We start from the raw sequence: 25,047 nt of genomic DNA on the forward strand, positions 1-25,047 counted from the left end.
CAGACCGCCGGTGGGCGGCCCAGGCGCTCCGCGCCTTCGGTGCGCGGCGAGCAAGCAGAGGCCATCCATCGACCTCCGCGAGGACCCCCGGAGTCTCCGCCCCCGGGCTTCATCGCTCGACCACAGCCCGCCGCCATCGAGAAGCGTGGATCCGACGCCCTCCCCACCGACGGGATGGGTGAATTATGCGCTCGCCGGATGCTGTGCGCAGGAGACGGGGTTTGGCAGCAGGTCATGTCGTTGATCCTGCTGGATATTGGCTCGCCGAACCCGACTATGGATTCCCGGATTGTCAGCACAGCGTCATGGCTGATCGGTCTCCTCCCTGTCGCGAAGCGATGGGGAGGTGGCGCGACGCGAATACGCGTCGCGTCGGAGGGGCTCTGTCCGCCGCACGACCGTGACGCCGCCCGTCGACGGATCGCATGCGAACCTCCTCCACCCCTCCACCGCTTCGCGGTCCCCCTCCCCATTCGCAAGCAGCGAACGGGGAGGAGACGAGAAGCAGCGGCGCTCCCGACAGCTTCGCGCTCGCGCGCGCCGCCTTGTCCCGGGGGTCGGCGCGGCTACGCCGCTTGCCCCGGGGTGACGAAAGAAGAAAGGGACCGGCTCCCTTCGTGTCCTTCGCGCCTTCTTCGCGGTCTTGGTGATGAACCCGCTCGCCGGTCAGCACCCGCGGGCCATTGGCCTTCGCGCAGGTCCTATCGCCGCCGCATTCCACCGAGGATGCCGCGCAGGATCTCGCGGGTGAGGGTGGAGCCCGCCGTGCGCAGGACCGACTTGGTCGCCGCCTCGATGGGGGTTTCGCGGGTGCGGCGGGCGGGGGCGGGGGCGCGGGCGGATTCGCGGTCGAGGCGGGCCTGTTCCTTGGCGCGGGCGACGGCGGCTTTTTCGGCGTCCTTCGCCGCGGCGGCGTCGGCCTTGGCGCGGGCCTCGGCGAGTTTGGCGTCGGCTGCGGCCTGATCGGCCTGGCCGCGGCGGGCCAGCAGGATTTCCTCGGCGGACTCGCGATCGACAGGCGTGTCGTAAAGGCCGCGCACCGGGCTGGCGGCCATGACCGCGGCGCGTTCCGCGTCGGTGGCGGGACCAAGGCGGCTGTCCGGCGGACGGATCATCGTGCGGGCGACGACGTTCGGCGCGCCCTTCTCGTCCAGCGTCGAGACCAGGGCCTCGCCGACGCCCAGACCCTGGATGGCCTCGGCGGTGTCGAAGGCCGGATTGGCGCGGAAGCTGTCGGAGGCGGCCTTGAGGCCGCGCTGCTCGGACGGGGTGTAGGCGCGCAGGGCGTGCTGGATGCGGTTGCCGAGCTGGGCCAGCACGCTGTCGGGGATGTCCGCCGGGTTCTGGGTGACGAAATAGACGCCGACGCCCTTGGAGCGGATCAGGCGCACGACCTGTTCGACCTTCTCGCGCAGGGCGTCGGGGGCGTCGGTGAACAGCAGATGGGCCTCGTCGAAGAAGAAGACGAGGCGCGGCTTGTCCGGATCGCCGACCTCGGGCAGCTGTTCGAACAGTTCCGACAGCAGCCACAGCAGGAAGGCCGCGTAGAGGCGCGGGCTGGCCATCAGCTTCGTGGCGTCGAGGACGTTGACCTGGCCGCGGCCGTCGAGGCCGGTGCGCATCATGTCCTCCAGCCGCAGGGCCGGTTCGCCGAAGAAGGCCTTGCCGCCCTGCTGCTCGAGCTGGAGCAGCGACCGCTGGATGGCGGCGATCGAGGCGGGGGCGACATTGCCGACCTCGCGGCCGATGCGTTCGGCGTTCTCGCCGACATGGACCAGCATGGCGCGCAGGTCGTCGAGATCGAGCAGCAGCAGGCCTTCCTTGTCGGCGACGTGGAAGACCACCGACAGGACGCCCTCCTGGACGTCGTTGAGGTTGAGCATGCGGGACAGCAGCAGCGGGCCGATCTCGCTGACGGTGGTGCGGATCGGGTGGCCCTTCTGGCCGTAGAGGTCCCAGAACACCACCGGCGCGGCCTTCGGCTGCAGGGTCAGGCCCATGCCGGCGGCGCGGGCGAGCAGCTTCTCGTTCGGCGAGCCGGGGACGCAGACGCCCGACAGGTCGCCTTTCACATCGGCGCAGAAGACCGGGACGCCGGCGTCCGAGAAGCCCTGGGCCATGATCTGCAGGGTCACGGTCTTGCCCGTGCCGGTCGCGCCCGCGACGACCCCGTGCCGGTTGGCGCGGTGGAGCAGCAGGACTTCGGGCCGGGCGCCGTCGCCGGTCGAGGACTGGCCGAGGAACAGGCCGGGGGCGGCGTCGGTCATGCGGAACTCCTGCACAGGTTCGGCGCTCATGCTCTACCGGCCGGGTGGGCGGTTCAAGGCCGATTGACGGCGCGGCCGGAGACCTTGACCATATGCCGATGAAACCGCCGATCAGCCTGCCGACCTCGACCGTGGGCCGAAACGCCGTGGTGGCGATCGCTGTCGTCGCGGCGGGGGCGGCGGTCTACTGGCTCAGGGACATCCTGACCCCGCTGGCCATGGCCATCTTCCTGATGATCGCCATCGACGGTGTGAAGCGGTTCATCGAGGAGCGCACGCCGGTGCCGGGGCATCTGGCCGGGGCGGCGGCCCTGATCGTGGTCATTCTCGCCTTCTTCGCCTCGATCGGCATCGTGGTCTATGGCGCGGCGGGCTTCTTCGACGAGTCGACCGGGGTGGTGGCGCGGATCGGGCCGCGGCTCGACCAGATCCTCACCGACGTCTACCGGGTGGCCGGGGTGGTCGAGCCGCCGCCGACGGTCAGCGACCTGATCGGCCGCATCGACGTGGGCAGCTATCTGGCCATCATCGCGCGGCAGGCCCAGGGCGTGGTCACCGGCGCGGTCTTCGTGCTGATCTACCTCGCCTTCCTGCTGGCCTCGCAGGCCGGGTTCCGGCGCAAGCTGGTCGGCATGTTCCCCGACCGCACCGCGCGCGGCGAGGCGCTGGAGGTGTTCCAGCGGGTGCGCGGCGGCGTCGAGGGCTATCTGTGGGTGCAGACGGTGACCGGGGCCCTGATCTGCGCCTGCGCCTGGCTGCTGATGCGGGCCGTGGGCCTGCCCAACGCGGAGTTCTGGACCTTCGTCATCTTCGTGGTCGGCTTCATTCCGGTGCTGGGCGGGGCGGTGGCCGGTCTGGCCCCGCCGCTGTTCGCCCTGGTGCAGTTCGAGACCTATTGGCAGGCCGGGGTCCTGCTGGCCGGGCTGCAGACCATCCTGTTCATCAGCGGCAACGTCATCCAGCCGCGCATGCAGGGCGACAACCAGAACATCGATCCGGTGGTGGTGCTGCTGTCGCTGGCGCTGTGGGGCAAGCTGTGGGGCGTGGTCGGGATGTTCCTGTCGACCCCCCTGGCGGTGATGGCCATGGCCATACTGGCGGAGTTCAAGGGGTCGCGCTGGATGGCCATCCTGCTGTCCGGCGACGGCGAGCCCTATGCCGACGAGGAAGAGGCCAAAGCCCCCGTCCGGCGCCGCGTCAACCCGCCGCAGGCCCGGCCCGACTGAGGGGGGTTTCGCGCCCTTGATTGGCCACAACCGGCGCCTATCTCAACCGTGTCGCCGCGGCACCCCTCCCCCCAAGGCCGCGGCGCGAAGATCGGCGCCAACCCCTCCCCCTCCTGGGCGCCGGTCCGAACAGGCCGCCGGACGAAAGTCCGGCGGCCTTGTCGTTTCCGCTCCTGCCGGATCCCCGCCGCCGCCCGGGCCGTCCCGGCTGCGGCGTAATTGGGGCTTCCCGCCGCGCGCGGCCTGTCCTAGTGGAGCCGGGTCGGGGCAGGCGGCTTGCCGAAGCGGCGAAGCGGCCTAGTCTGACGACGATCTCGGCGGCCCGTCAGCGGCCGCGTTCCGCAAAGAGACCCTTCATGCCCGGCGCCTCCGCCCCCACCGTCCCTCAGGCGATCACCCTGGAGGCGCTGGAGGCGAGCTTCGTCACCGCGGTCGGCGGCTCGCCCGGCGAGGCGGCGCGCGCCTATCTCGCCCAGGCGCACGAGGACTATGTCGCCGACGAGACTCCGGATCTGGGCGGCGCGGACCTGGCCCACCTGCTGGCGGCGGTGTGGAAGTCGGCCCAGGGGCGCAAGCCCGGGGACGCGGCCCTGATCACCTTCGGTCCGCTGGCCGCGGCCGACGGCCGGGCGGTGGGCTACGACAGCCTCGCCATCATCCAGGACGACCGGCCCTTCCTCGTCGACAGCGTCATGGGCGAGCTGGCCGAGGCCGGGGTCACCGTGCGCTCGATGTTCCACCCGATCGTCGAGATGGACGGGGTGCGCACCTCGATCATCATCGTGCTCATGGACCCGGCCCCGCAGGAGCGGCGCGACGCCCTGGGCGAGAGCCTGGCCGAGACCATGGCCGACGTGCGCGCGGCGGTGTCGGACCACGCGGCGATGAACGCCCTTATGGCGCGCTCGATCGCCCATCTGGAAGCGGGCGTGGCCGGGGTCGACCCGGACATCCTGGCCGAGAACCTGGCCTTCCTGCGCTGGCTGGAGGCGGATCATTTCGTCTTCCTCGGGGCCCGCGACTACGAGTATCCCCGCACCAAGGACGGCGGCTACGAGGCCGAGGCGCCGCTGTCGCAGTCGGGGGCCGGGCTGGGCGTTCTGGCCGATCCGGACCGCACCGTGCTGCGCCGCGCCAACGAGCCTGCGGTGCTGACCCGCTCGATGAAGCGCCAGCTGAACCTGTCGGAACCGGTCACCGTGGCCAAGGCCAACGCCCGCTCCCGGGTCCACCGCCGGGCCTATATGGACTACATCGGGGTCAAGCGGTTCGGGCCGGACGGGCGGCCGTCGGGCGAGACCCGCTTCGTCGGCCTGTTCACCGCCGAGGCCTATGACAAGACCGCCACCGAGGTGCCGCTGCTGCGCCGCAAGGTGGCCAACGCCCTGACCCGGGCCGGCAAGGTGGCCGGCTCGCACAGCCACAAGCGGCTGAAGAACGTCCTCGAGAACTATCCGCGCGACGAGCTCTTCCAGATCGGCGAGGACGAGCTGCTGGAGATCGCGCTGGGCATATTGCACCTGCACGACCGGCCGCGGATCAAGAGCTTCACGCGCAAGGACCCGTTCGACCGCTTCGTTTCGGTGCTGACCTTCATCCCGCGCGAGCGCTTCAATCCGGGCGTGCGCGAGCGGATCGGCCGCATCCTGGCGGAAGAGTGGGGCGGACGACTGTCGGCCTGGTATCCGCAGCTGTCGGACCAGCCGCTGGTGCGCATCCACTACATCATCGGGGTGACGCCGGGGGATCACCCCTGCCCCGACCCGGCCGAACTGGACGCGAAGATCGCCGAGGCCGGGCGCGGCTGGGTCGACCGCTTCGAGAGCGCCCTGCGCAACGCCGACGTCGAGGACGTCCAGGTCGGGCCGCTGAGCGCGCGCTGGGCCTGGGCGTTCGGGGCCGGCTACCGCGACCGCTACGACGCCGACGAGGCGATCCGCGACCTGCAGGCGGCGGACCGGCTGAACGCCTCGGGCCTCAACGACGGCGGCGATCCGGTGGCGGTGCGGGCCTTCCGCACCGACCGCGACGGGCCGCTCAATTTCCGCTTCAAGCTGTACCGGCGGGGCGCGGCCGTGCCGCTGTCGGACGTGCTGCCGATCCTCGCCGACATGGGTCTGAAGACGCTGGAGGAGTGGGGCCACGCCCTGAGCCCGCTGGGCGATCCGCAGATCCATGTGCACGAGTTCCTGCTGGAGGACCCGCGCGGCGGCGACCTGCATTTCGACGACGTCCGCGAGCCGTTCGAACAGGCCTTTTCGGCGGTGTGGACCAGCCGCACCGAGAGCGACGGCTTCAACCGCCTGGTCATCGAGCTGGGCGTCGGCTGGCGCGAGGCGGCGCTGGTGCGGACCCTGGCCCGCTACCGCCAGCAGACCGGGCTCGACCCGAGCCAGGCGGTGCAGGAAGAGGCGCTGCGCGACTATCCGGCGGTGGCGCGCGGCCTGCTGTCGCTGTTCCACGCCAAATTCGACCCCGCGGCCGGCGGCGACGCCGACAGCCGCACGGCCATGGTGGCGGAACAGACCGACAAGCTGATGGCCCTGCTCCAGGAGGTGAAGAGCCTGGATCACGACCGGGCCCTGCGCCGCATGGCGCTGCTGGTCATGGCCATCAAGCGGACCAACTATTTCCAGACGGCGGCCGACGGCCTGCCCAAGCCGCACATCGCCATCAAGATCGCCTCGCGCGAGCTGGACGACCTGCCGCTGCCCAGGCCGTTCCGCGAGATCTTCGTCTGGGCCCCGCACGTCGAGGGGGTGCACCTGCGTTTCGGGCCGGTGGCGCGGGGCGGGCTGCGCTGGTCGGACCGCCGCGACGACTTCCGCACCGAGGTGCTGGGCCTGGTCAAGGCGCAGCAGGTCAAGAACGCCGTCATCGTGCCGGTCGGGTCCAAGGGCGGCTTCTATCCGAAGAACCTGCCGACCATCGTGCGCGCCGGCGGCGACCGCGACGCCCAGCAGGCCGAGGCGATCCGGGCGTACCGGACCTTCCTGTCGGGCCTGCTCGACATCACCGACAACATCGCCGCCGACGGCTCGGTGACGCATCCGGCCCACGTGGTGATGTGGGAGGGCGACGATCCCTATCTGGTGGTGGCCGCCGACAAGGGGACGGCGACCTTCTCCGACATCGCCAACGGCATTTCGGCCGACTACGGCTTCTGGCTGGACGACGCCTTCGCTTCGGGGGGATCGGTCGGCTACGACCACAAGGAGATGGGCATCACCGCCCGCGGGGCGTGGGAGGCGGTCAAGCGCCACTTCCGCGAGATGGGCAAGGACATCCAGACCGAGCCTTTCACCGTCGTCGGCGTCGGCGACATGAGCGGCGACGTGTTCGGCAACGGCATGCTGCTGTCGAAGGCGATCAAGCTGGTGGCGGCCTTCGACCACCGCGACATCTTCATCGATCCCGATCCCGACCCGGCGACCTCGTGGGTCGAGCGCAAGCGGATGTTCGAACTGCCGCGCTCGTCCTGGCAGGACTACGACAAGAGCAAGATCTCGAAAGGCGGCGGGGTGTTCCCGCGCTCGGCCAAGTCGATCGAACTGACGCCCGAGATCAAGGCGGCGCTGGACATCAGCGAGGACTCCCTCGATCCGGCGACCCTGATGCACGCCATCCTCAAGGCGCCGGCCGAGCTGCTCTATTTCGGCGGCATCGGCACCTATGTGAAGGCGGCCCACGAGAGCGACCTGCAGGTCGGCGACAAGGCCAATGACGCCATCCGCATCGACGGGGCCGAGGTCCGGGCCAAGGTCATCGGCGAGGGCGCCAACCTGGGCATGACCCAGGCGGGCCGGATCGCCTACGCCCGCCTCGGCGGCCGGCTGAACACCGACGCCATCGACAACTCGGCCGGGGTCGACAGCTCCGACCACGAGGTCAACATCAAGATCCTGACCGGGGCGGCGATCGCCTCGGGCGCGCTGAAGGCGGAGGACCGCAACGCCCTGCTGGCCTCGATGACCGACGAGGTCGGGCTGAAGGTGCTGGTCCACAACTACGACCAGACCCTGGCCCTGACGCTGCAGCAGGCGGAGGGGGCCGAGGCGCTGGATTCGCAGCAGCGCTTCATGCAGTGGCTGGGCGGCAAGGGGAAACTCGACCGCAAGGTCGAGGGCCTGCCCGACGACCTGAAGCTGGCCGAGATGAAGGCGGCGGGCCAGGCGCTGACGCGGCCGGAACTGGCGGTGCTGACCGCCTATTCCAAGCTGGAGCTGTTCGACGACATCGTCGCCTCCAAGGCCCCGGACGACGCCTTCTTCAAAAAGACCCTGGTCCGCTACTTCCCCGATCCGCTGGCGAAGTTCGAACCCGACATGCAGCGCCACCGGCTGCGCCGCGAGATCATCTCGACCGTGCTGTCGAACGAGATCGTCAACATGTGCGGCGCGACCTTCCCGGAGCGGCTGCGCCTGTCGGCCCAGTGCGACACCGGGGCGATGGTGGTCGCCTTCGAGGCGGCGCGGCAGGTGTTCCGTCTCGACGAGGCCTGGGACCAGGTCTCGGCCCTGGACCTGAATATCCCGGCCGAGGCCCAGACGGCGCTGTATCGCGAAATCTCGACCGTGCTGCGCCGCCAGACCTTCTGGCTGGCCCGGCGGGCGATGCGCGACGGGGCCACGGTCGACGGCCTGATCGCCGCCTACCGCCCGGCCGCCGACGCCCTGCGCGCCGCCGGCGGGGCGGTGCTGTCGCGCTTCGAGCGCGAGCGGCTGGAGGACCGGATCGCGGCCTTCAGCGGCTATGGCGCGCCCAAGGCGATGGCGCGCGACTTCGCCATGCTGCGGCCGCTGGTGGCCACGGCGGACATCGGCGACCTGGCGCGCGAGGCGGGATGGCCGGAACCGGCCATGGCCACCCTGTACCACCAGGTCGGGGCGGCCTTCGATTTCGACCGGCTGCGGGCGGCGGCGGGGGCGGTGCCCTCGGCCGATCATTTCGACCGGCTGGCGGTGCGGCGTCTGATCGAGGACCTGATGAACGAGCAGGTCGTGCTGACCCGGGCCGTGGCCCGTTCGGCCGACGCCTCGATCGGGGCCGGCGAGAAGGCGGCGGAGAAGGCGGTCGATCGCTGGATCGGCCCCCGGCTGAAGACGGTCGAGGGGGTGCGCGCCTCGGTCGACGAGATCGAGGCCTCGGGCTCCGGCTGGACCTTCGCCAAGCTGACCATCGCCAACAGCGTGATCCGGGAAATCGCTTCGTCGGCGGGGTGAAGCGACGGCAGCGTCCGTGAGCGGCCCGGCGCTTCGCGCGCCGGGCCGTGATCTGCTAGCGTGCCCGGGCTGAGGAAGAGGGCTGCCGATGCCGCGTAAATTCCTGGTCGTCGTCGACGACAGTCCGGAGTTCGAGGCGGCGCTGCGCTATACGGCGCGGCGGGCGCGCTCGACCGGCGGCCATCTCGTCATGCTGCGCATCATCCCGCAGGCGGCGTCCGACGCCCACTGGGCCGGGGTGCGCGAGGAGATCGAACGCCAGACCCGGGCCGAGGCCGAGACCTCGCTGAACGCCTGGGCCGCCGAGGCGGCCGAACGCTCCGGCTCGACGCCGATCCTGCTGATCGAACGCGGCGACCCGCAGGCCTGCATCCGCAAGGTCGTCGGCGAGGACCCGGACATCAAGATCCTGGTGCTGGCGGCGGGCTCCAGCGCGCCGGGTCCGCTGGTCGCGGCCGTGGTCAAGCAGGGGGCGGCCTTCACGGGGCGCAAGCTGCCGGTCACCATCGTGCCGGGCGAGCTGACCGAAAAAGAGATCGAGGACCTGGCATAGGGGTCCGCCTCTCCCTCCCCCCTTGTGGGGAGGGATGTCGGCGCGAAGCGGCGACAGGGTGGGGGACTGGTGGCCCCGCCCGTCTGTCGCTGACGCGACAGCCACCCTCCCCACAAGGGGGAGGGAGAAGCGCAGGCCTTGAACGGGGCGCCCGGCAGGCGCACTTAGCGGCCATGTTCATCCAGACCGAACCGACGCCGAATCCGAACGCGCTCAAATTCCTGCCCGGACGCGAGGTCTCGGCCGAGCCGCACGAGTTCCTGACCATCGACGAGGCCTCGGCCTCACCGCTCGCCGAGGCGCTGTTCCAGCTGGAGGGCGTGGCCGGGGTGTTCTTCGGGGCGGACTATGTGTCGGTGACGCGCGACCCGGCGGGGCCGGGCTGGGCGCAGATGAAGGCGCCGATCCTGGCGGCGGTCATGGACCATTTCGTCTCGGGCGCGCCTCTGATGCGCGGCGGGACCGCCGCCGGCGCCGCGTCCGACGGCGAGGACAGCGAGATCGTCGCCGAGATCAAGCAGCTGCTGGACAGCCGCATCCGCCCGGCCGTGGCCCAGGACGGCGGCGACATCCTGTTCGACGCCTTCGATCTCGAGACCGGCGTGCTGACCCTGCGGATGCGCGGCGCCTGTTCGGGGTGCCCGTCGTCGTCGGCGACGCTGAAGGCCGGCGTCGAGCAGATGATGAAACACTATGTGCCGGAAGTGACGCGGGTCGAACAGGTGATCTAGGGAGGCTCCCGCGAAGCGCCACCGTCCTTTGTGATGAACCTCTCTGGCGCGGCGTCTCCGCCGCCTGAAACAAATCCGTCCTCGCTTCTGCGCATCGCTGGAGCCATAGTCCCTCCATGCCCCGGTTCGAGAGCGACAGCGACGCCCGGCGCCTCGGCGAGGCGCTCGCCGCCCTGCGCCGCGAGGCGGGCCTGAGCCAGGCCGAGGCGGGCGAACGCGCCGGCATGACCAGCCAGGGCTGGGGACTCTATGAAGCCGGCAAGCGGCCCGGCCTGTTCAGGCCCGACGTGCAGCGGCGGCTGACGACAGCGATCGGCGCGTCGCCCGAGGCGCTGGCGCTGAAGCTGGGCGCGCCGTCCGCCGCCGCGCCGGAAGCCGCCGCGGGCCTGAACAGCAGCGGTCGGGCTTTCGCCGGTCCCGTTACCGGGACACGGCGGCTGCAGCTGTCCAGCGACGACCTTGCGCCGTGGGCCGCGTCCGGGGTGGTGCTGGAATACGAGCCGGGCCGCTGGCCGCGCCGCGACCAGGGCTGCGTCATCGAGATGGCCGACGGCGAACTGCGGGTGAAGCTCTACGAGCGGGCCGATCCCGACGCCTTGGTCGTGCGCGGCGTCGGCGGCGGCGAGGAGCGGATCGCGCGGTCGGCGACCCGCCAGGTGTCGGCCGTCGTAGCCCGGCTGGATGTCTAGATGAAACGATTTGGTTGCAACGCTCCCGTTTCCATGAAACTGTTCCGTCGTGAACAGCGGGAGCGCGGCCATGGCCAGGATCGGCGAACCGGAAGAGGTGGACGCCTATGTCGGGGCGCGGATCAGTCTGCGCCGGTCGGCCATGGGGCTGTCGCAGACGGCGCTGGCGCAGCAGCTCGGGATCAGCTTCCAGCAGGTCCAGAAATACGAGACCGGCCAGAACCGCATCTCGGCCTCCCGCCTGCATCGGGTGGCGACGGTGCTGGCCACCTCGGTCGAGGCCTTCTTTCCGCCGGTGGAGACGGCGCGCGAGACGGTCGACCCCGGCTGGGAGGCGCTGCGCCGCATCACCGCCACGGCGGACGGACGGGCGGTGGCGGGCGCGTTTCCGCTGATCGAGGACCGCGACCTGCGCAAGGCGGTGGCGCGGGTGGTGCGGGCCTTGGCCCGGGACGGCTGAGGCGCGGCCGCGCCGGAGCCATATCGTGAGGGTGCTGGTCATCGATACGGCGCTGGGCCTGTGCACCGCCGGGGTGTTCGAGGTCGAGGACGGAGAGGCGCGGGCGCTGGGCCTGCGCTCCGAGGCCATGACCAAGGGCCATCAGGAGCGGCTGGCCGGCATGGCGCGGGACGCCGCGGCCGAGGCCGGCGGCTTCGCGGGCATCGAGCGGATCGGGGTCACGGTCGGGCCGGGCTCGTTCACGGGCCTGCGCGTCGGCCTGGCCTTCGCCCAGGGGCTGGGGGCGGCGCTGGGGCGGCCGGTCGTGGGGATTTCGAGCCTGGACGGGCTGGCGGCGTCGGCGCCCGGGGCGGGGCCCGCCGCGGCCCTGATCGACGCGCGCCGGGGGCAGGTCTATGCGCGCTTCTGGCGCGGCGGCGCAGCGCAGGGGCCGGCGGAGGCGCTGGCGATCGGGACAGCGCGCGAGCGGTCGGCGGCGCTGGGCGCCGGCGTGCGCCTGGTCGGCTCCGGCGCGGCCCTGGTCGGCGACGGGCTGCCGGACGCGGCGATCGTGGACCTCGCCGGGCCGTCGCCGGAGGCGCTGGCCCGGCTGACAGCGGCCGCGGACCCGGCCGCCTCTCCGCCCCGGCCGGTCTATCTGCGCGCGCCTGATGCGACGCCGCCCAGCCGTCTGCCGGGCCAGCCGCGGCCGCCGGCGCCATGAGCGTGGAAGCCCCGGGGCAGGCGGCGCGCTTGGCCGCGATCCACGCCGAAGCCTTCGCGGGCCCGCACGACACGCCGTGGAGCGAGGCCGCCTTCGCCGGGCTGCTGGAGCAGGCCGGGGTGTTCGCGCGCGAGGCGCCGGACGGCTTCATCCTGATGCGGGCGGTGGCCGACGAGGCGGAGATCCTGACCTTGGCGGTGCGGCCGTCGGCGCGCCGGCGGGGGCTGGGCGCGAGGCTGGTGGGGGAGGGGGTGCTGGCGGCCGCGGCCCGCGGCGCCGTGCGGGTGTTGCTCGAGGTGGCGGAGGACAATGCGCCGGCCCGCGCCCTGTACGCCCGGGCCGGCTTCGGTGAGGCGGGGCGGCGTCCGGACTACTACGCCGGCGCGGACGGCGCGCGGCGCGACGCCCTGCTTCTGGCCCTCGACCTGACCGTGGCGCTTCCCTAGTCCGTCCGGCCCGCCTATCCTGTGGTCATGGACCGGATCGAGAAACTCTGCGCCGAGCGCGGCATGCGCATGACCGAGCAGAGGCGCGTCATCGCCCGGGTCCTGTCGAGCGCCGACGACCATCCCGACGTCGAGGAGCTGTACCGCCGCGCCTCGTCGATCGATCCGCATATCTCGATCGCCACCGTCTACCGCACGGTGCGGCTGTTCGAGGAGGCCGGGGTCGTAGAGAAGCACGACTTCGGCGACGGCCGCTCGCGCTACGAGGAGGCCGGCGACGACCACCACGACCACCTGATCGACACCCGCACGGGCGAGGTGATCGAATTCTTCGACGCCGAGATCGAGCGGCTCAAGACCGAGATCGCCGCGCGGCTCGGTTACGAGCTGGTCGGCCACAAGCTGGAGCTCTACGGCAAGCGCATCGAGGGCGCCGAGCCGACGAGCCGCGAAGGCCTGGTGTTCGAGCGCCGGGCCGCGAAGGTCGACCCCGCGGACCTCGACCAGGGCTAGACGTCGTCCTCGCCGACCACGCCGCCTTCGTTCTCCAGCCGCCTGATCGAGCGCGCGTCGCGGCTGTTGAGTTTCAGATGCACGCCGGCCCCGGCGCCGTTCTCGTCGATGAAGACGACGCCGCCGGATTCCAGCGCCGCCCGCAGATGGGCGACGGCTTCGTCTCCGGGATGAATCTTGCCGACCTCGAAGGCGCGCAGGGCGTCCACCGTGAGCCCCGACAGGCGCGCGACATGATCCCGGGGCATTTCGGCGAGGGCGCGCGCGGCGCGGGCCTGGGGACCGCTGATCGACATGGGAGCCTCCGATGTGCCGCGTCAGCCTAGCCGATGTGAGAGCGCAACCGAAGGGCGGGGTTGTCGCGGGCATGGCGCGGACGGCGCGGGGGCACTAAAAGCCGATCCATGACCGAGACCCTTGTTTCGCCGCCGGTCGCGGATGAGGCGGGCGCGCCGACCAAGCGCCTGTTCATCAAGACCTACGGCTGCCAGATGAACGTCTATGACTCCGAGCGTATGGCCGATGTGCTGCGCCCGCTCGGCTATGCGGCCACGGACAGCGCCGAGGACGCCGACTTCGTCATCCTCAACACCTGCCACATCCGCGAGAAGGCGGCCGAGAAGGTCTATTCCGAGCTCGGCAAGCTGCGGGTGATGAAGGAGGCGAAGGCGGGGGCGATGACCATCGCCGTGGCCGGCTGCGTCGCCCAGGCCGAGGGCGAGGAGATCATGAAGCGCCAGCCGGCGGTCGATCTGGTGGTCGGGCCGCAGGCCTATCACCAGCTGCCCGAGCTGCTGACCCGCACGGCGCGGGCGCGGGGCGAGCGGATCGGGGCGGACTTCGCGCCCAATGAAAAGTTCGACGCCCTGCAGGTTCCGCGCGGCGGCGACGGCGTCACCGCCTTCCTGACCGTGCAGGAAGGCTGCGACAAATTCTGCACCTTCTGCGTCGTGCCCTATACCCGCGGCGCCGAGTGGTCGCGGCCGGTGGCGGACGTGCTGGCCGAGGCGCGCGAGCTGGCGGCGCGGGGCGTGCGCGAGGTCACCCTGCTGGGCCAGAACGTCAACGCCTACGACGGCGAGGGGCCGGACGGAAAGCCGTCGACGCTGGCGCGGCTGGCGTATGCCCTGGCGGAGATCCCGGGGCTGGACCGCATCCGCTACACGACCAGCCATCCCAACGACTTCACCGACGAACTGATCGCGGCGCATCGGGATCTGCCCCAGCTGATGCCCTATCTGCACCTGCCGGTGCAGTCGGGCTCGGATCGCATCCTGCGGCTGATGAACCGCAAGCACGGGCGGACGAAATATCTCGAGCTGATCGAGCGCATCCGCGCGGCGCGGCCGGACATGGCGCTGTCGGGCGACTTCATCGTCGGGTTCCCGGGCGAGACCGACGCTGATTTCGAGCAGACGATGGATCTGGTGCGGCGGGTGAACTACGCCTCGGCCTTCAGCTTCATGTATTCGCCGCGCCCCGGCACGCCGGCGGCGACGATGGCGGCGCAGGTCCCGGAGGCGGTCAGCCGCGAGCGGCTGCATGCGCTGCAGGCCCTGCTGACCGAACAGCAGATCGCCTTCAACGAAGCGCTGGCGGGGCGCATCCTGCCCGTGCTGTTCGAGAAGAAGGGCCGGCACGGGGCGCAGGCGATCGGCCGCTCGCCGTGGCTGCAGTCGGTGCATGTGGATCACGCGGATCACCTGATCGGCCAGATCGTTCCGGTGGAGATCCTGAGCGGCCAGCAGAATTCCCTGACCGGGCGGCTCGTTGAACAGAAGGCCCATTGATGGCGCGTGAGAGTGAGTTTCTGGCGTTGGACGACGCCGCCCTGCGCGCCGTCGTGGGTCCCAACAGCCGCCACGTCGCCCTGATCGAGGACGCCTTCAAGGTGCTGGTCGAGGCGCCGGGCGGCGGCGTGACCATCAACGGCTCGACGCGCGACCGGGCGCAGGCGAAACGGGTCATCCGGACGCTGGCGGAGCGGGCCGACACGGGGGCGACGATCACCGAGGCGGACGTGCGCACCGCGCTGGGCGCGGCGGCGACCCAGCCGAGGGAAGGGCAGGGGACCGTGGCGCCGAACGCCATCGCCCTGCCGGTCGGCCGGCGCGGCGCGATCGCGCCCAAGACGGCCGCCCAGGCCAACTATCTGGACATGCTGTCGCGCTGCGAACTGACCTTCGGGGTCGGGCCGGCGGGGACGGGCAAGACCTTTCTGGCGGCGGCCTATGGGGCCTCGCTGCTGCGGCGCGGACAGGTCGACCGGCTGGTCATCACCCGCCCGGCGGTCGAGGCGGGCGAGAAGCTGGGCTTCCTGCCGGGCGACCTGAACGAGAAGGTCGATCCCTATCTCGCTCCGATCTGGGAGGCGCTGAACGACATCCTCGGGCCGGACGACGTGCGCCGGCGGCGCGACAAGGGCGAGATCGAGGCGGCCCCGATCGCCTTCATGCGCGGCCGGACCCTGGCGCATGCCTTCATCATCGTCGACGAGGCGCAGAACACCTCGCGGCTGCAGATGAAGATGGTGCTGACCCGGCTGGGCGAGGGCGCGCGGATGGTGGTGACGGGGGACCCGTCGCAGATCGACCTGCTGAACCCGCGCGACTCCGGGCTGAGGCACGCGCTGCGCATCCTCAAGGACGTCAAGGGCGTGGCCATCCAGACCTTCCAGGCCCAGGACGTGGTGCGCCACGCCATGGTCGAACGCATCGTGCGCGCCTATGACGCCGACGCGGCGGCGCAGCGGCCGAGCGCCGACCTTGAGGATCCCGACGCGTGATCGAGGTCGAGGTCGAGGACCCGGCGTGGACGGCCGCCCTGCCGGACGCGGCCGCGGTGGCGGAGCGGGCGGCGACGGCGGCGCTGGGGGCCGTCGGGGGCGACGTGGTGGTGCTGCTGACCGGCGACGCCGGGGTGCAGGACCTCAACGCCCGCTTCCGGGACAAGGACCGGCCGACCAATGTGCTGTCGTTCCCGGCCGCTGAGAGCGCCGCGCCGCATCTCGGCGATCTGGTGCTGGCCTTCGGGGTGTGCGCGGTCGAGGCGCAGGCGCAGGGCAAGACGCTGGCGGATCATCTGGCGCATCTGACCGTGCACGGCGTGCTGCATCTGCTGGGGCGCGATCACGAAGACGAGGCCGAGGCGGAAGAGATGGAGGCCGAGGAGCGCAGCATCCTTGCCAGCCTGGGCGTCGCCGACCCATACAGGGCCGATGCTCAAGCTTGATCCCGCCTCCCGCCGCGACCGCCTGATCCTGCGCTTCGGCCGTATCGCCCTGGCGCTCGCCGCCGGCGCCGGCGCGGCGCTGGCCCACCCGCCGTTCGGCGTCCTGCCGGGACTGCTGGGCTATCCGCTGCTGATGCTGCTGGCCGAGCGCTCGGCGACGACGCGCGGCGGCTTCTGGATGGGCTGGCTGGCCGGCTTCGCCTATTTCTTCATCAGCTGCTGGTGGGTGGCCGAGGCCTTCCTGGTCAATCCGGAGCAGGCGTGGATGGCGCCGTTCGCCGCCTCGTTGCTGCCGATCGGCCTGGGCCTGTTCTGGGGCACGGCGACGGCGCTCTACCGGCGCGTCAGCCCCGGCGGAGCGAGCCGCTTTCTGGTCTTTGCGGCCCTGTTCTGCCTGCTGGAGTGGCTGCGCGGCCATGTGCTGACCGGCTTCCCGTGGAACCCGGCGGGGGCCAGCTGGAAGGCCGGCTCGGCGGGGTCGCAATTCGCCTCCGTCGTCGGCGTCTATGGCCTGAGCCTGGTCACCGTGGCGGCGGTCTCGGCCTTCGGGCCGCTGGCCGGCCCCGGCTCGCGCAAGGCCCGCATCGGCGCCGCCGCCCTGGGCGGTCTGGCGCTGGCGGCGCTGCTGGTCGGCGGAACCGTGCGGCTGGGCGGGGCCAGACTGACGCTGACCGACACGGTGGTGCGCATCGTCCAGGCCGATGTGGCGCAGGAGTCCAAATGGACCCCCGAGGCCTATCGCGGCATCGTCGACCGCTATGTGAATCTGACGGCGCGGCCGGGTGCGATCGTCCCCGACGTGATCATCTGGCCGGAAGGCGCCCTGCCCGCCTCGGCCAACCAGGTGTTCGCCCCCGGCTCGCCGGACGCCGTGGCCATCGCCCGGGCGGTGCGGCCGGGCCAGACCCTGATCCTCGGCCTCGGTCGGGGCGTGGCCGATCCGGCCGCCCCCGAGGGCGGGCGCTACTACAACAGCCTGCTGGCCCTGACCGACGAGGGCGGCGACGGCCTGAGGATCACTGCGACCTACGACAAATACCGGCTGGTGCCGTTCGGCGAATACCTGCCGGCCGGCGACCTGATGGGCGCGCTGGGCGTGCGCAGCCTGACCCACATGCCGCTGGACTTCAGCGCCGGCCCGCGCCCGGCGCCGATCGCCATTCCCGGCCTGCCGCCGGTGCAGCCGCTGATCTGCTACGAGAGCCTGTATCCCGGTTTCACCCCCGGCGGAGCCCGGCGGCCGCGCTGGATCGCCAACATCTCCAACGACGCCTGGTTCGGCCGCACCTCCGGCCCGCTGCAGCACCTCAACCTGGCCAGCTATCGCGCCATCGAGACGGGCCTGCCGGTGGTCCGATCGACGCCGACCGGGGTGTCGGCGATGATCGATCCGTGGGGCCGGGTGGTCGGCGACCAGCGGCTGGAGCCGGGCGAAAGCGGCGTCATCGATGCGCGCCTGCCCGCGCCCGCCGCCGTCACCGTCTATGGCCGGTTCGGGGACCTGCTGTTCGGCCTGGGACTGCTTCTCTCGCTCATCCCCCTCGCAGCGCCGGCCCTCCGGCGGCGGCGGCGGGGCGGCTGACTGCACCCGGTCAAGGGTGATTTTCCCGTGGGCGGGGAGGGCCCTAACGGTTGCGCTACCGGGGATTGCGCGGCGCCGCGAAACCGGGCGTTTTTCCGTGACAGCGGGGCGAAGCAGGCGCATTCAAAGCTGGCTTCAACCAGCAGAGAGCAAGACAAACCATGGCCAGGGGCAAGGGCGAGGACGGACCTCATCCGGTTGACCGGCATGTGGGCCGGCGCGTGTGCGAGAAGCGGCTGGCGCTGGGCTATAACCAGAGCGACCTCGGCCGGGCGCTGGGCCTGACCTTCCAGCAGATCCAGAAATACGAGAAGGGCGCGAACCGGATTTCGGCCTCGAAACTCTGGGACATCGCGCGCTTCTTCAAGGTCGACATCGGCTATTTCTTCGAGGGCCTGAACGGGCCCCAGATGGCCGGCATGGCCGAGGGCGGCGGGACGTTCGACCACGACTTCCCGGCCACCCGCTACACCATCGAGATCAGCCGCCTCGCCCCCCAGCTGTCGACCCGGCAACAGAAGCTGGCGCTGGAGCTGATCCGCGACATGGCCGACCGCAAGGAAACCGACGAGGCCTGAGCCGCCGCCCCGCCGACGCTAGTCCGGCGACGGCGCGCGCCGCCCGAAGGTCGGGGCCGCCGCCTTCTGCTCCGCCCAGTAGGCCGCGCCGTCGCGCGGCTTGAACATGGTCTTGGCCACGCCCTCGCGCGACACCACGGCGAAGGTGTTGCTGCCGGCGTGATAGAGCAGGATATCCCCATTGGGCCGCTCGGCCCGTTCCGTGCCCGACGGCGGGCGGGCGATGAACCCCTGCACCTTGGCCAGATAGTCTTCGGCCGAGGTGGCCCCGAAATCGGCGCCGTTGCGCTCGAACAGCCGGGCGACCTTGGCGTCGACCGTCTCGCGGCGGTTGGCGGTCAGCGCCGGTTTCGCCTTCTCCGGGACCGCCTCGGCGGCTGCCGCCGCCGTACCCGCAGCGGAACTCAGCGCCGCCTCGGCCCCGTCCGCCGCCCGGTCCCGGGTCTCGACCGCCGAGCCGCCGTTGCCGCAGCCCGCCAGGATCAGCGCCAGCGCCGCGCCCCGGACCGCCTTCATGCCCTTGCCCGTCATCACACCCTCCAAGAGTTCTGACCCGCCGCGACTCCATAACGCCGATATTTTGTTCTTGCAATGTTCTTGTTTCAGGCTCCCGCGGAACGCGCCGTCGCGCCGGCCTCCTGGCCCTGGTGATGAACCAGCCGGCGTCCGCCGCACGAAGCGATCCCTCGACGCCATGCGGCGCGGTCGCTAGATCAGGGTCATGACCCCAGCCTCGCTGTCCGGACGCAAGATCCTGCTGATCGTCGGCGGCGGCATCGCCGCCTACAAGGCGCTGGAGCTGGTCCGGCTGCTGAAGAAGGCGGGCGCCGAGGTGATGAGCGTGCTGACGGCGGCGGGGGCCGAGTTCGTCACGCCGATGTCGCTCGCCGCGCTGACGGGACGGCCGGTTCGGCAGGCCCTGTTCATGCCCGAGGACGAGACGGCCATGGGCCATATCGAACTGTCGCGCTGGGCCGATCTGGTGGTGGTGGCGCCGGCGACGGCGGGGCTGATCGCCAAGGCGGCCAACGGACTGGCCGACGACCTGGCCTCGACCACCCTGCTGGCCACCGACAAGCGGGTGCTGCTGGCCCCGGCGATGAATGTGCGGATGTGGCTGCATCCGGCGGTGCAGGCCAATGTCGACCGGCTCAGGGGCTTCGACGGCTTCCATGGCATGGCGGTGGTGGGCCCCGACGAGGGCGAGATGGCCTGCGGCGAGTTCGGTCCAGGGCGGATGGCGGAGCCGGCGGCGATCCTGACCGCCATCGGGGCCCTGCTGGCCGGGCCTGACGGACGGCCCCTGGCCGGACGCACGGCGGTGGTGACGGCGGGACCGACCTTCGAGCCGATCGACCCGGTGCGGGGGCTGACGAACCGCTCCAGCGGCAAGCAGGGCTATGCGATCGCGGAGGCGCTGGCGGCGCTGGGGGCGAAGGTGACGCTGGTGTCCGGCCCGGTGGCGCTGGCCGCGCCGATCGGGGTCGAGCGGGTCTGGGTCGAGACCGCGCGCGAGATGCAGGCGGCGGTGCAGGCGGCCTTGCCCTCGGACATCGCCGTGATGAGCGCGGCGGTGGCCGACTGGCGCGTCGACGGCGTGGCCTCGGGCAAGATCAAGAAGGCCCCCGGCGGGCCGCCGTCGCTGGCCCTGATCGAGAACCCGGACATCCTGGCGGGCGTGTCGTCGCCCGGCAAGCGCCGCCCGAAGCTGGTCATCGGCTTCGCGGCGGAGACCGCCGACCTGGAGGCCAACGCCCGGTCCAAGCTTTCGCGCAAGGGCTGCGACTGGATCGTCGGCAACGACGTGTCGGACAATGTGTTCGGGGCGGACGGCAATACGGTCACCCTGTTCACCCGCGACGGCCGCGCCGACTCCTGGCCGCGCCAGCCGAAGGCGGAGGTGGCGCGCCGGCTGGCGGCCCGCGTCGCCGATCATTTCAGAGCCTGAGGACCGCCGACCATGACGACCGTTCGCGTCGAACGCCTGCCGCACGCCGAGGGCCTGCCGCTTCCGGCCTATGAGACCGCCGGTTCCGCCGGCATGGACCTGCGGGCGGCCCTGGCCGACGACGCGACCATCATCCTGACGCCCGGCGCGCGGGCGCTGGTGCCCACCGGGCTGAGGATCGCGCTGGAGGCCGGATACGAGGCGCAGGTGCGGCCGCGCTCGGGACTGGCGCTGAAGCACGGCCTGACCTGCCTCAACGCGCCGGGGACGATCGACAGCGACTATCGCGGCGAGGTCGGCGTCATCCTGATCAACCACGGCCAGGAGCCGTTCGTGATCAAGCGCGGCGAACGCATCGCCCAGATGGTCATCGCGCGGCACGAGCAGGCCGCCCTGGTCGAGGTGGAGACGCTGGACGAGACGGCGCGCGGGGCGGGCGGCTTCGGCTCGACGGGGCGCTAGCGGAGCCATTTTCGCCGACCGGCGTTAACCCTGTCCACGGCCAAGCTGGCCGCAGCAGACGGAGGTCGGCGTATGGAGTCCCTGTTCGATTGGATCAGCGGCGTTCTGGGGGCCGTGTTCGGCCTGGCCCAGGGCGGGTTCGACGGCGTCAATCAGGTCATGGGCCTGCTGATCGCGGTGATCGCGGCCCTGCTGATGCCGGCGTGGAGCCGGCTGTGGGCCACGGCGCTGGGCGCGGCCCTGGTGCATGTGGCCATCGGCGTGGTCCGGCCGATGCTGGACGGCGGCGCCTTCGTGCTGCCCGACCTGCTGACCCTGACCTTCTGGATGGGGGTGTTCGCCCTGTTCCTCGGCTATGCGATCGTCATCGCCGTGTTCTTCCTGATCAAGTCGCTGTTCACCGGCGGCGGTCACGCCCACCGCAAGCACGCGCACTGAGGGTCGTCATCGAAGCGCCTGTGCGGCGTCTTCGCCCCTCCACCACTTCGTGGTCCCCCTCCCCGTCTGACGATGGGGAGGAGACGGCGTTCGCGCTCAAGCAGCGAGCGACCGCGTCGCGAGCGGTAGCGCCCCAGCCAGGCTACGCCTGCCGGAAACCCAGCACGTCCTGCATGTCGTAGAGCCCCGGCTTGCGGCTGCGGACCCAGGCGGCGGCGGCGACGGCGCCCTTGGCGAACAGGCTGCGGTCGATGGCCGAATGGCTGAGGGTCAGGGTCTCGTCATCCGAGGCGAACAGCACGGTGTGTTCGCCGATGACGCCGCCGGCGCGCAGCGAGGCGAAGCCGATCCGGCCGGTCTCGCGCGGGCCGGCGAGGCCGTCGTAGGGGGCGGTGCGGACGTCGGCCAGATCCTCGCCGCGGCCGTTGGCGGCGGCCTCGCCCAGCATCAGGGCGGTGCCCGAGGGGGCGTCGGCCTTGCGGCGGTGGTGCGTCTCCAGCACCTCGATATCCCAGTCGCGCGCGTCGAGCCGCTGGGCCGCGTGCTCGACCAGGCCGATCAGGATGTTGACGCCGAGCGAGAAATTGCCGCTGCGGACGATGGCCACAGTCTCGGCGGCCTTGAGGATTGCGGCGTCCTGTTCCGGCGTCAGGCCGGTGGAGCCGATGACCAGGGCGGGCCCCCGACGGGCGGCGCAGGCCTGGGCCAGCTCGACCGAATGGTCGGGGGTGGAGAAGTCGATGATCACGTCGCACAGCGAAAGCTCGGGGCTCTCGCCGCGATCGAAGCGGGCGGCGACGACGACGTCCTCCCGGGCGTCGAGCACGGCCGAGACGGCCCGGCCCATGCGCCCCCGGGCTCCGGAGATGCCGGCGTGGAAGATGCCGCTGATCGGAGGCCCCCCGGCCGGCGTCACTGCGCCGCTTCCTTGGCGTCGCCGAGAATGTCGGCCCAGAAACGTTTGGCCTTGCCGGCGAAGGACGAGTTGCGCGGCGTCTGCAGGTCGCCCAGCGAGGCGGCCAGCTCCTCCAGCAGCTCCTTCTGGCGCGGGGTCAGGTCGGTGGGGGTCTCGACGAACAGCTCGACCACCAGATCGCCGCGGTTCTTGCCGTTGAGATGGGGCATGCCCTTGCCCTTGATGCGCACGGTCTTGCCGGTCTGGGCCCCGGCGGGGACGGTCACGGGGGCCTTGCAGCGGCCGTCGCAGGCCTCGGAGACGAGGCAGGGGGCGTCGATCTCGCCGCCCAGGGCGGCCGTGGTCATGGGCACGGGGACGGTGACCAGCAGGTCGAGGTTGTCCCGCTCGAACAGTTCGTGCGGGGTGACCGAGATGAAGACGTAGAGGTCGCCGCGCGGACCGCCGCGCTGACCGGCGTCGCCCTCGCCCGACAGACGGATGCGCGAGCCGTCGTCGACGCCCGCCGGGATCTTGAGCTGCAGCGTGCGGTTCTTCCGCACCTGGCCGTGGCCGTGGCAGGCGGTGCAGGGCTCGGCGATCATCTGGCCGTGGCCGCCGCAGCGCGGGCAGGTGCGCTCGACCTGGAAGAAGCCGTTGGCCGAGCGGACGCGGCCGGCGCCCTGGCAGGTGGTGCAGGTGGTCGGCTTGGTGCCCTTCTTGGCGCCCGAGCCCTCGCAGGCGTCGCAGGCGGCGGTGGTGGGCACGGCGATCTCGACCTCGGCCCCCTTGTAGGCCTGCTCGAGGGTGATCTCGAGGTCGTAGCGCAGATCGGAGCCGCGACGCGGACCGTGCTGGCGGGCCCCGCCACCGGCGCGGCCGCCGAAGACGTCGCCGAACGCCTCGCCGAAGACCTGGGAGAAGATGTCGTTGACGTCGGCGAAGCCGGCCCCGCCCTGGCCGAAAGGATTGCCGCCGCCGCCGTTGACGCCGGCGTGGCCGAAGCGGTCGTAGGCGGCGCGTTTCTGCTCGTCGGACAGCACGCTGTAGGCCTCGGAAATCTCCTTGAAGCGGGCCATCGACTCCTCGCAACCGCCGTTGCGGTCGGGGTGATGCTGCATGGCCAGCTTGCGGTAGGCCGACTTCAGCCCGGCGGCATCGATGGTCCGCTCAACGCCGAGGATTTCGTAATAGTCACGCGTCGCCATCTGGCGTTCGTCCTCTTACCCTGCCGGTCCGGCCGCGCCTCTTGTCGGGCGATGACCGCAACGGCTGACCGGGCTGACATGGGCGCCCGGCCGACTGATGCAAGTTTTATGAAACGGCCCCGCCCGTCGGGTGACAAGCGGGGCCGTAGCGGTTTTGCGGAGCGTGTGGCTTACGCGCTCTTCTTCTCGTCGCCGGCGTCGGCGTCCGAGACTTCCTCGAACTCCGCGTCGACCACGCCGTCGTCGGCCGGGGCCTCGGCGGCGGCGCCGTCGCCCGCGCCCTGCGAGGCCGCGTACATGGCCTCGCCCAGCTTCATCGAGGCCTGGGCCAGGGTGTTGGTCTTCTCGCGGATGGCGTCGACGTCCGCGCCGTCCTTGGCCGCCTTGAGGTCGTCGAGGGCGGTCTGGATGGCGGTCTTCTCGGTCTCGCCGACCTTGTCGCCGTGGTCGGCCAGGGCCTTCTCGGTCGAGTGGATCAGGCTGTCGGCCGAGTTCTGGGCCTCGACCAGTTCCTTGCGGGCCTTGTCGGCGGCGGCGTTGGCCTCGGCTTCCTTGACCATCTTCTCGATGTCGTCGTCCGAGAGGCCGCCGTTGGCTTGGATGCGGATCGACTGCTCCTTGTTGGTCGCCTTGTCCTTCGCCGTCACATGCACGATGCCGTTGGCGTCGATATCGAAGGCGACCTCGATCTGCGGCATGCCGCGCGGGGCCGGCGGAATGCCCATCAGGTCGAACTGGCCGAGGATCTTGTTGTCGGCGGCCATCGGGCGCTCGCCCTGGAAGACCCGGATGGTCACGGCCGACTGGTTGTCGTCGGCGGTGGAGAACACCTGGCTCTTCTTGGTCGGGATGGTGGTGTTCCGTTCGATCAGCGGGGTGAAGACGCCGCCGAGCGTCTCGATGCCCAGCGTCAGCGGGGTCACGTCGAGCAGCAGCACGTCCTTGACGTCGCCCTGCAGCACGCCGGCCTGGACCGCGGCGCCCAGGGCCACGACCTCGTCCGGGTTGACGCCCTTGTGCGGCTCCTTGCCGAAGAAGGCCTTCACGGCCTCCTGCACCTTGGGCATGCGGGTCATGCCGCCGACCAGAACCACCTCGTCGATGTCCGAGGCCTTGAGGCCCGCGTCCTTGAGGGCCTTCTGGCACGGCTCGATGGTGCGCGCGACGAGGTCCTCGACGAGGGCTTCCAGCTTGGCGCGCGACAGCTTGATGTTCAGGTGCAGCGGGCCCGAGGCGTTCATGGTGATGAACGGCAGGTTGACCTCGTACTGGGTCGTGGAGCTGAGCTCCTTCTTGGCCTTCTCGGCCTCTTCCTTGAGGCGCTGCAGGGCCAGCTTGTCGGAGCGCAGGTCGACGCCCTGCTCCTTCTTGAACTCGTCAGCCAGGTAGTCGACGAGGCGCAGGTCGAAGTCCTCGCCGCCGAGGAAGGTGTCGCCGTTGGTCGACTTCACCTCGAACACGCCGTCGCCGATCTCGAGGATCGAGACGTCGAAGGTGCCGCCGCCGAGGTCGTAGACGGCGATCTTCTTGCCCTCGTTCTTGTCGAGGCCGTAGGCCAGGGCCGCCGCGGTCGGCTCGTTGATGATGCGCTGCACGTCCAGGCCGGCGATCTTGCCGGCGTCCTTGGTGGCCTGGCGCTGGGCGTCGTTGAAGTAGGCCGGGACGGTGATGACCGCCTTCTCGACCTTCTCGCCGAGGAACGCCTCGGCGTCCTCCTTCAGCTTCTGCAGGATGAAGGCGGAGATCTGCTGGGGCGAGTAGTCCTTGCCGTTGGCGCGAACCCAGGCGTCGCCGGTCGGTCCCTTGACGATCTCGTAGGGCACCATGTCCTTGTCCTTGGCCACTACGGGATCGTTGTACTGGCGGCCGATCAGACGCTTGATGGCGAAGAAGGT

Annotated in this window: 23 protein-coding genes; 17 read left to right on the forward strand and 6 right to left on the reverse strand. The window is 71.2% G+C overall.

Annotation, left to right across the window (positions count from 1 at the left end):
• Positions 1-701: 701 nt before the first annotated feature.
• Positions 702-2,267 (reverse strand): helicase HerA-like domain-containing protein, encoded by a 1,566-nt coding sequence (locus tag VEA98_RS03080; RefSeq protein WP_324811009.1) that lies wholly within the window; start codon positions 2,265-2,267, stop codon positions 702-704.
• A gap of 92 nt (positions 2,268-2,359) precedes the next feature.
• Here VEA98_RS03080 and VEA98_RS03085 point away from each other — a divergent pair, with 92 nt between their 5' ends.
• The 9 genes from VEA98_RS03085 to VEA98_RS03125 all read left to right on the forward strand — a co-directional run bounded on the left by VEA98_RS03085 (position 2,360) and on the right by VEA98_RS03125 (position 12,810).
• Positions 2,360-3,493, forward strand: a complete 1,134-nt coding sequence (locus VEA98_RS03085; RefSeq protein ID WP_324811010.1) for an AI-2E family transporter — start codon at positions 2,360-2,362, stop codon at positions 3,491-3,493.
• A 356-nt stretch (positions 3,494-3,849) separates the two neighbouring features.
• Positions 3,850-8,715, forward strand: a complete 4,866-nt coding sequence (locus VEA98_RS03090) for an NAD-glutamate dehydrogenase (protein ID WP_324811011.1) — start codon at positions 3,850-3,852, stop codon at positions 8,713-8,715.
• 88 nt (positions 8,716-8,803) lie between these two features.
• Positions 8,804-9,268, forward strand: coding sequence for a universal stress protein (locus VEA98_RS03095; RefSeq protein WP_324811012.1), 465 nt, complete (start codon positions 8,804-8,806; stop codon positions 9,266-9,268).
• A 173-nt stretch (positions 9,269-9,441) separates the two neighbouring features.
• On the forward strand, positions 9,442-9,999 hold the full coding sequence (locus VEA98_RS03100) for a NifU family protein (RefSeq protein WP_324811013.1): 558 nt from the start codon (positions 9,442-9,444) through the stop codon (positions 9,997-9,999).
• Between the two features lie 116 nt (positions 10,000-10,115).
• The gene (locus VEA98_RS03105) at positions 10,116-10,688 is read left to right on the forward strand and encodes a helix-turn-helix transcriptional regulator (RefSeq protein WP_324811014.1); all 573 of its coding nucleotides are present in this window, start codon (positions 10,116-10,118) and stop codon (positions 10,686-10,688) included.
• 70 nt (positions 10,689-10,758) lie between these two features.
• On the forward strand, positions 10,759-11,148 hold the full coding sequence (locus VEA98_RS03110; RefSeq protein WP_324811015.1) for a helix-turn-helix domain-containing protein: 390 nt from the start codon (positions 10,759-10,761) through the stop codon (positions 11,146-11,148).
• A 25-nt stretch (positions 11,149-11,173) separates the two neighbouring features.
• On the forward strand, positions 11,174-11,851 hold the full coding sequence (gene tsaB / locus VEA98_RS03115; RefSeq protein ID WP_324811016.1) for a tRNA (adenosine(37)-N6)-threonylcarbamoyltransferase complex dimerization subunit type 1 TsaB: 678 nt from the start codon (positions 11,174-11,176) through the stop codon (positions 11,849-11,851).
• Positions 11,852-11,880: 29 nt separating this feature from the next.
• Positions 11,881-12,297 carry a GNAT family N-acetyltransferase gene (locus VEA98_RS03120; RefSeq protein WP_324811017.1) on the forward strand — a complete coding sequence of 139 codons (417 nt, stop codon included), beginning with the start codon at positions 11,881-11,883 and terminating at the stop codon, positions 12,295-12,297.
• Positions 12,298-12,324: 27 nt separating this feature from the next.
• On the forward strand, positions 12,325-12,810 hold the full coding sequence (locus tag VEA98_RS03125) for a Fur family transcriptional regulator (RefSeq protein ID WP_324811018.1): 486 nt from the start codon (positions 12,325-12,327) through the stop codon (positions 12,808-12,810).
• Here the strand turns inward: VEA98_RS03125 and VEA98_RS03130 are convergent.
• Positions 12,807-13,106 (reverse strand): DNA-binding protein, encoded by a 300-nt coding sequence (locus VEA98_RS03130; protein ID WP_324811019.1) that lies wholly within the window; start codon positions 13,104-13,106, stop codon positions 12,807-12,809. The two genes, VEA98_RS03125 and VEA98_RS03130, sit on opposite strands and share 4 nt — an antisense overlap.
• Before the next feature lie 108 nt (positions 13,107-13,214).
• Here VEA98_RS03130 and miaB point away from each other — a divergent pair, with 108 nt between their 5' ends.
• From miaB to VEA98_RS03155, 5 genes are all read left to right on the forward strand, one after another.
• On the forward strand, positions 13,215-14,600 hold the full coding sequence (gene miaB, locus VEA98_RS03135; protein WP_324811020.1) for a tRNA (N6-isopentenyl adenosine(37)-C2)-methylthiotransferase MiaB: 1,386 nt from the start codon (positions 13,215-13,217) through the stop codon (positions 14,598-14,600).
• Positions 14,600-15,595, forward strand: a complete 996-nt coding sequence (locus VEA98_RS03140; protein ID WP_324811021.1) for a PhoH family protein — start codon at positions 14,600-14,602, stop codon at positions 15,593-15,595. The genes miaB and VEA98_RS03140 overlap by 1 nt, the downstream gene beginning before the upstream one ends.
• Positions 15,592-16,041 carry an rRNA maturation RNase YbeY gene (gene ybeY, locus VEA98_RS03145; RefSeq protein ID WP_324811022.1) on the forward strand — a complete coding sequence of 150 codons (450 nt, stop codon included), beginning with the start codon at positions 15,592-15,594 and terminating at the stop codon, positions 16,039-16,041. The genes VEA98_RS03140 and ybeY overlap by 4 nt, the downstream gene beginning before the upstream one ends.
• Positions 16,028-17,623, forward strand: a complete 1,596-nt coding sequence (gene lnt, locus VEA98_RS03150; RefSeq protein WP_324811023.1) for an apolipoprotein N-acyltransferase — start codon at positions 16,028-16,030, stop codon at positions 17,621-17,623. The genes ybeY and lnt overlap by 14 nt, the downstream gene beginning before the upstream one ends.
• A 161-nt stretch (positions 17,624-17,784) precedes the next feature.
• Complete coding sequence (locus VEA98_RS03155) at positions 17,785-18,201, forward strand: helix-turn-helix domain-containing protein (RefSeq protein WP_324811024.1); 417 nt, start codon at positions 17,785-17,787, stop codon at positions 18,199-18,201.
• An 18-nt stretch (positions 18,202-18,219) separates the two neighbouring features.
• On the opposite strand, the gene VEA98_RS03160 is transcribed toward VEA98_RS03155, so the two are convergent.
• On the reverse strand, positions 18,220-18,732 hold the full coding sequence (locus VEA98_RS03160) for an S-type pyocin family protein (RefSeq protein ID WP_324811025.1): 513 nt from the start codon (positions 18,730-18,732) through the stop codon (positions 18,220-18,222).
• A gap of 190 nt (positions 18,733-18,922) precedes the next feature.
• On the opposite strand from VEA98_RS03160, the gene coaBC reads away from it, so the two are divergent.
• The 3 genes from coaBC to VEA98_RS03175 all read left to right on the forward strand — a co-directional run bounded on the left by coaBC (position 18,923) and on the right by VEA98_RS03175 (position 21,049).
• Positions 18,923-20,149 carry a bifunctional phosphopantothenoylcysteine decarboxylase/phosphopantothenate--cysteine ligase CoaBC gene (gene coaBC / locus VEA98_RS03165; protein WP_324811026.1) on the forward strand — a complete coding sequence of 409 codons (1,227 nt, stop codon included), beginning with the start codon at positions 18,923-18,925 and terminating at the stop codon, positions 20,147-20,149.
• Between the two features lie 12 nt (positions 20,150-20,161).
• Positions 20,162-20,611: a dUTP diphosphatase gene (gene dut, locus VEA98_RS03170; protein WP_324811027.1), complete on the forward strand. Its 450-nt coding sequence runs from the start codon at positions 20,162-20,164 to the stop codon at positions 20,609-20,611.
• A 72-nt stretch (positions 20,612-20,683) separates the two neighbouring features.
• Positions 20,684-21,049 (forward strand): hypothetical protein, encoded by a 366-nt coding sequence (locus VEA98_RS03175; protein WP_324811028.1) that lies wholly within the window; start codon positions 20,684-20,686, stop codon positions 21,047-21,049.
• Between the two features lie 142 nt (positions 21,050-21,191).
• On the opposite strand, the gene dapB is transcribed toward VEA98_RS03175, so the two are convergent.
• The 3 genes from dapB to dnaK all read right to left on the reverse strand — a co-directional run.
• The gene (gene dapB, locus VEA98_RS03180; protein ID WP_324811031.1) at positions 21,192-21,941 is read right to left on the reverse strand and encodes a 4-hydroxy-tetrahydrodipicolinate reductase; all 750 of its coding nucleotides are present in this window, start codon (positions 21,939-21,941) and stop codon (positions 21,192-21,194) included.
• Between the two features lie 20 nt (positions 21,942-21,961).
• On the reverse strand, positions 21,962-23,152 hold the full coding sequence (dnaJ, locus tag VEA98_RS03185) for a molecular chaperone DnaJ (protein ID WP_324811029.1): 1,191 nt from the start codon (positions 23,150-23,152) through the stop codon (positions 21,962-21,964).
• Between the two features lie 170 nt (positions 23,153-23,322).
• Positions 23,323-25,047, reverse strand: a 1,725-nt coding sequence (gene dnaK / locus VEA98_RS03190) for a molecular chaperone DnaK (RefSeq protein WP_324811030.1), incomplete at its 5' end; no start/stop codon positions are given.

This window comes from Brevundimonas sp. (genome assembly GCF_035627055.1).
GTDB lineage: Bacteria > Pseudomonadota > Alphaproteobacteria > Caulobacterales > Caulobacteraceae > Brevundimonas.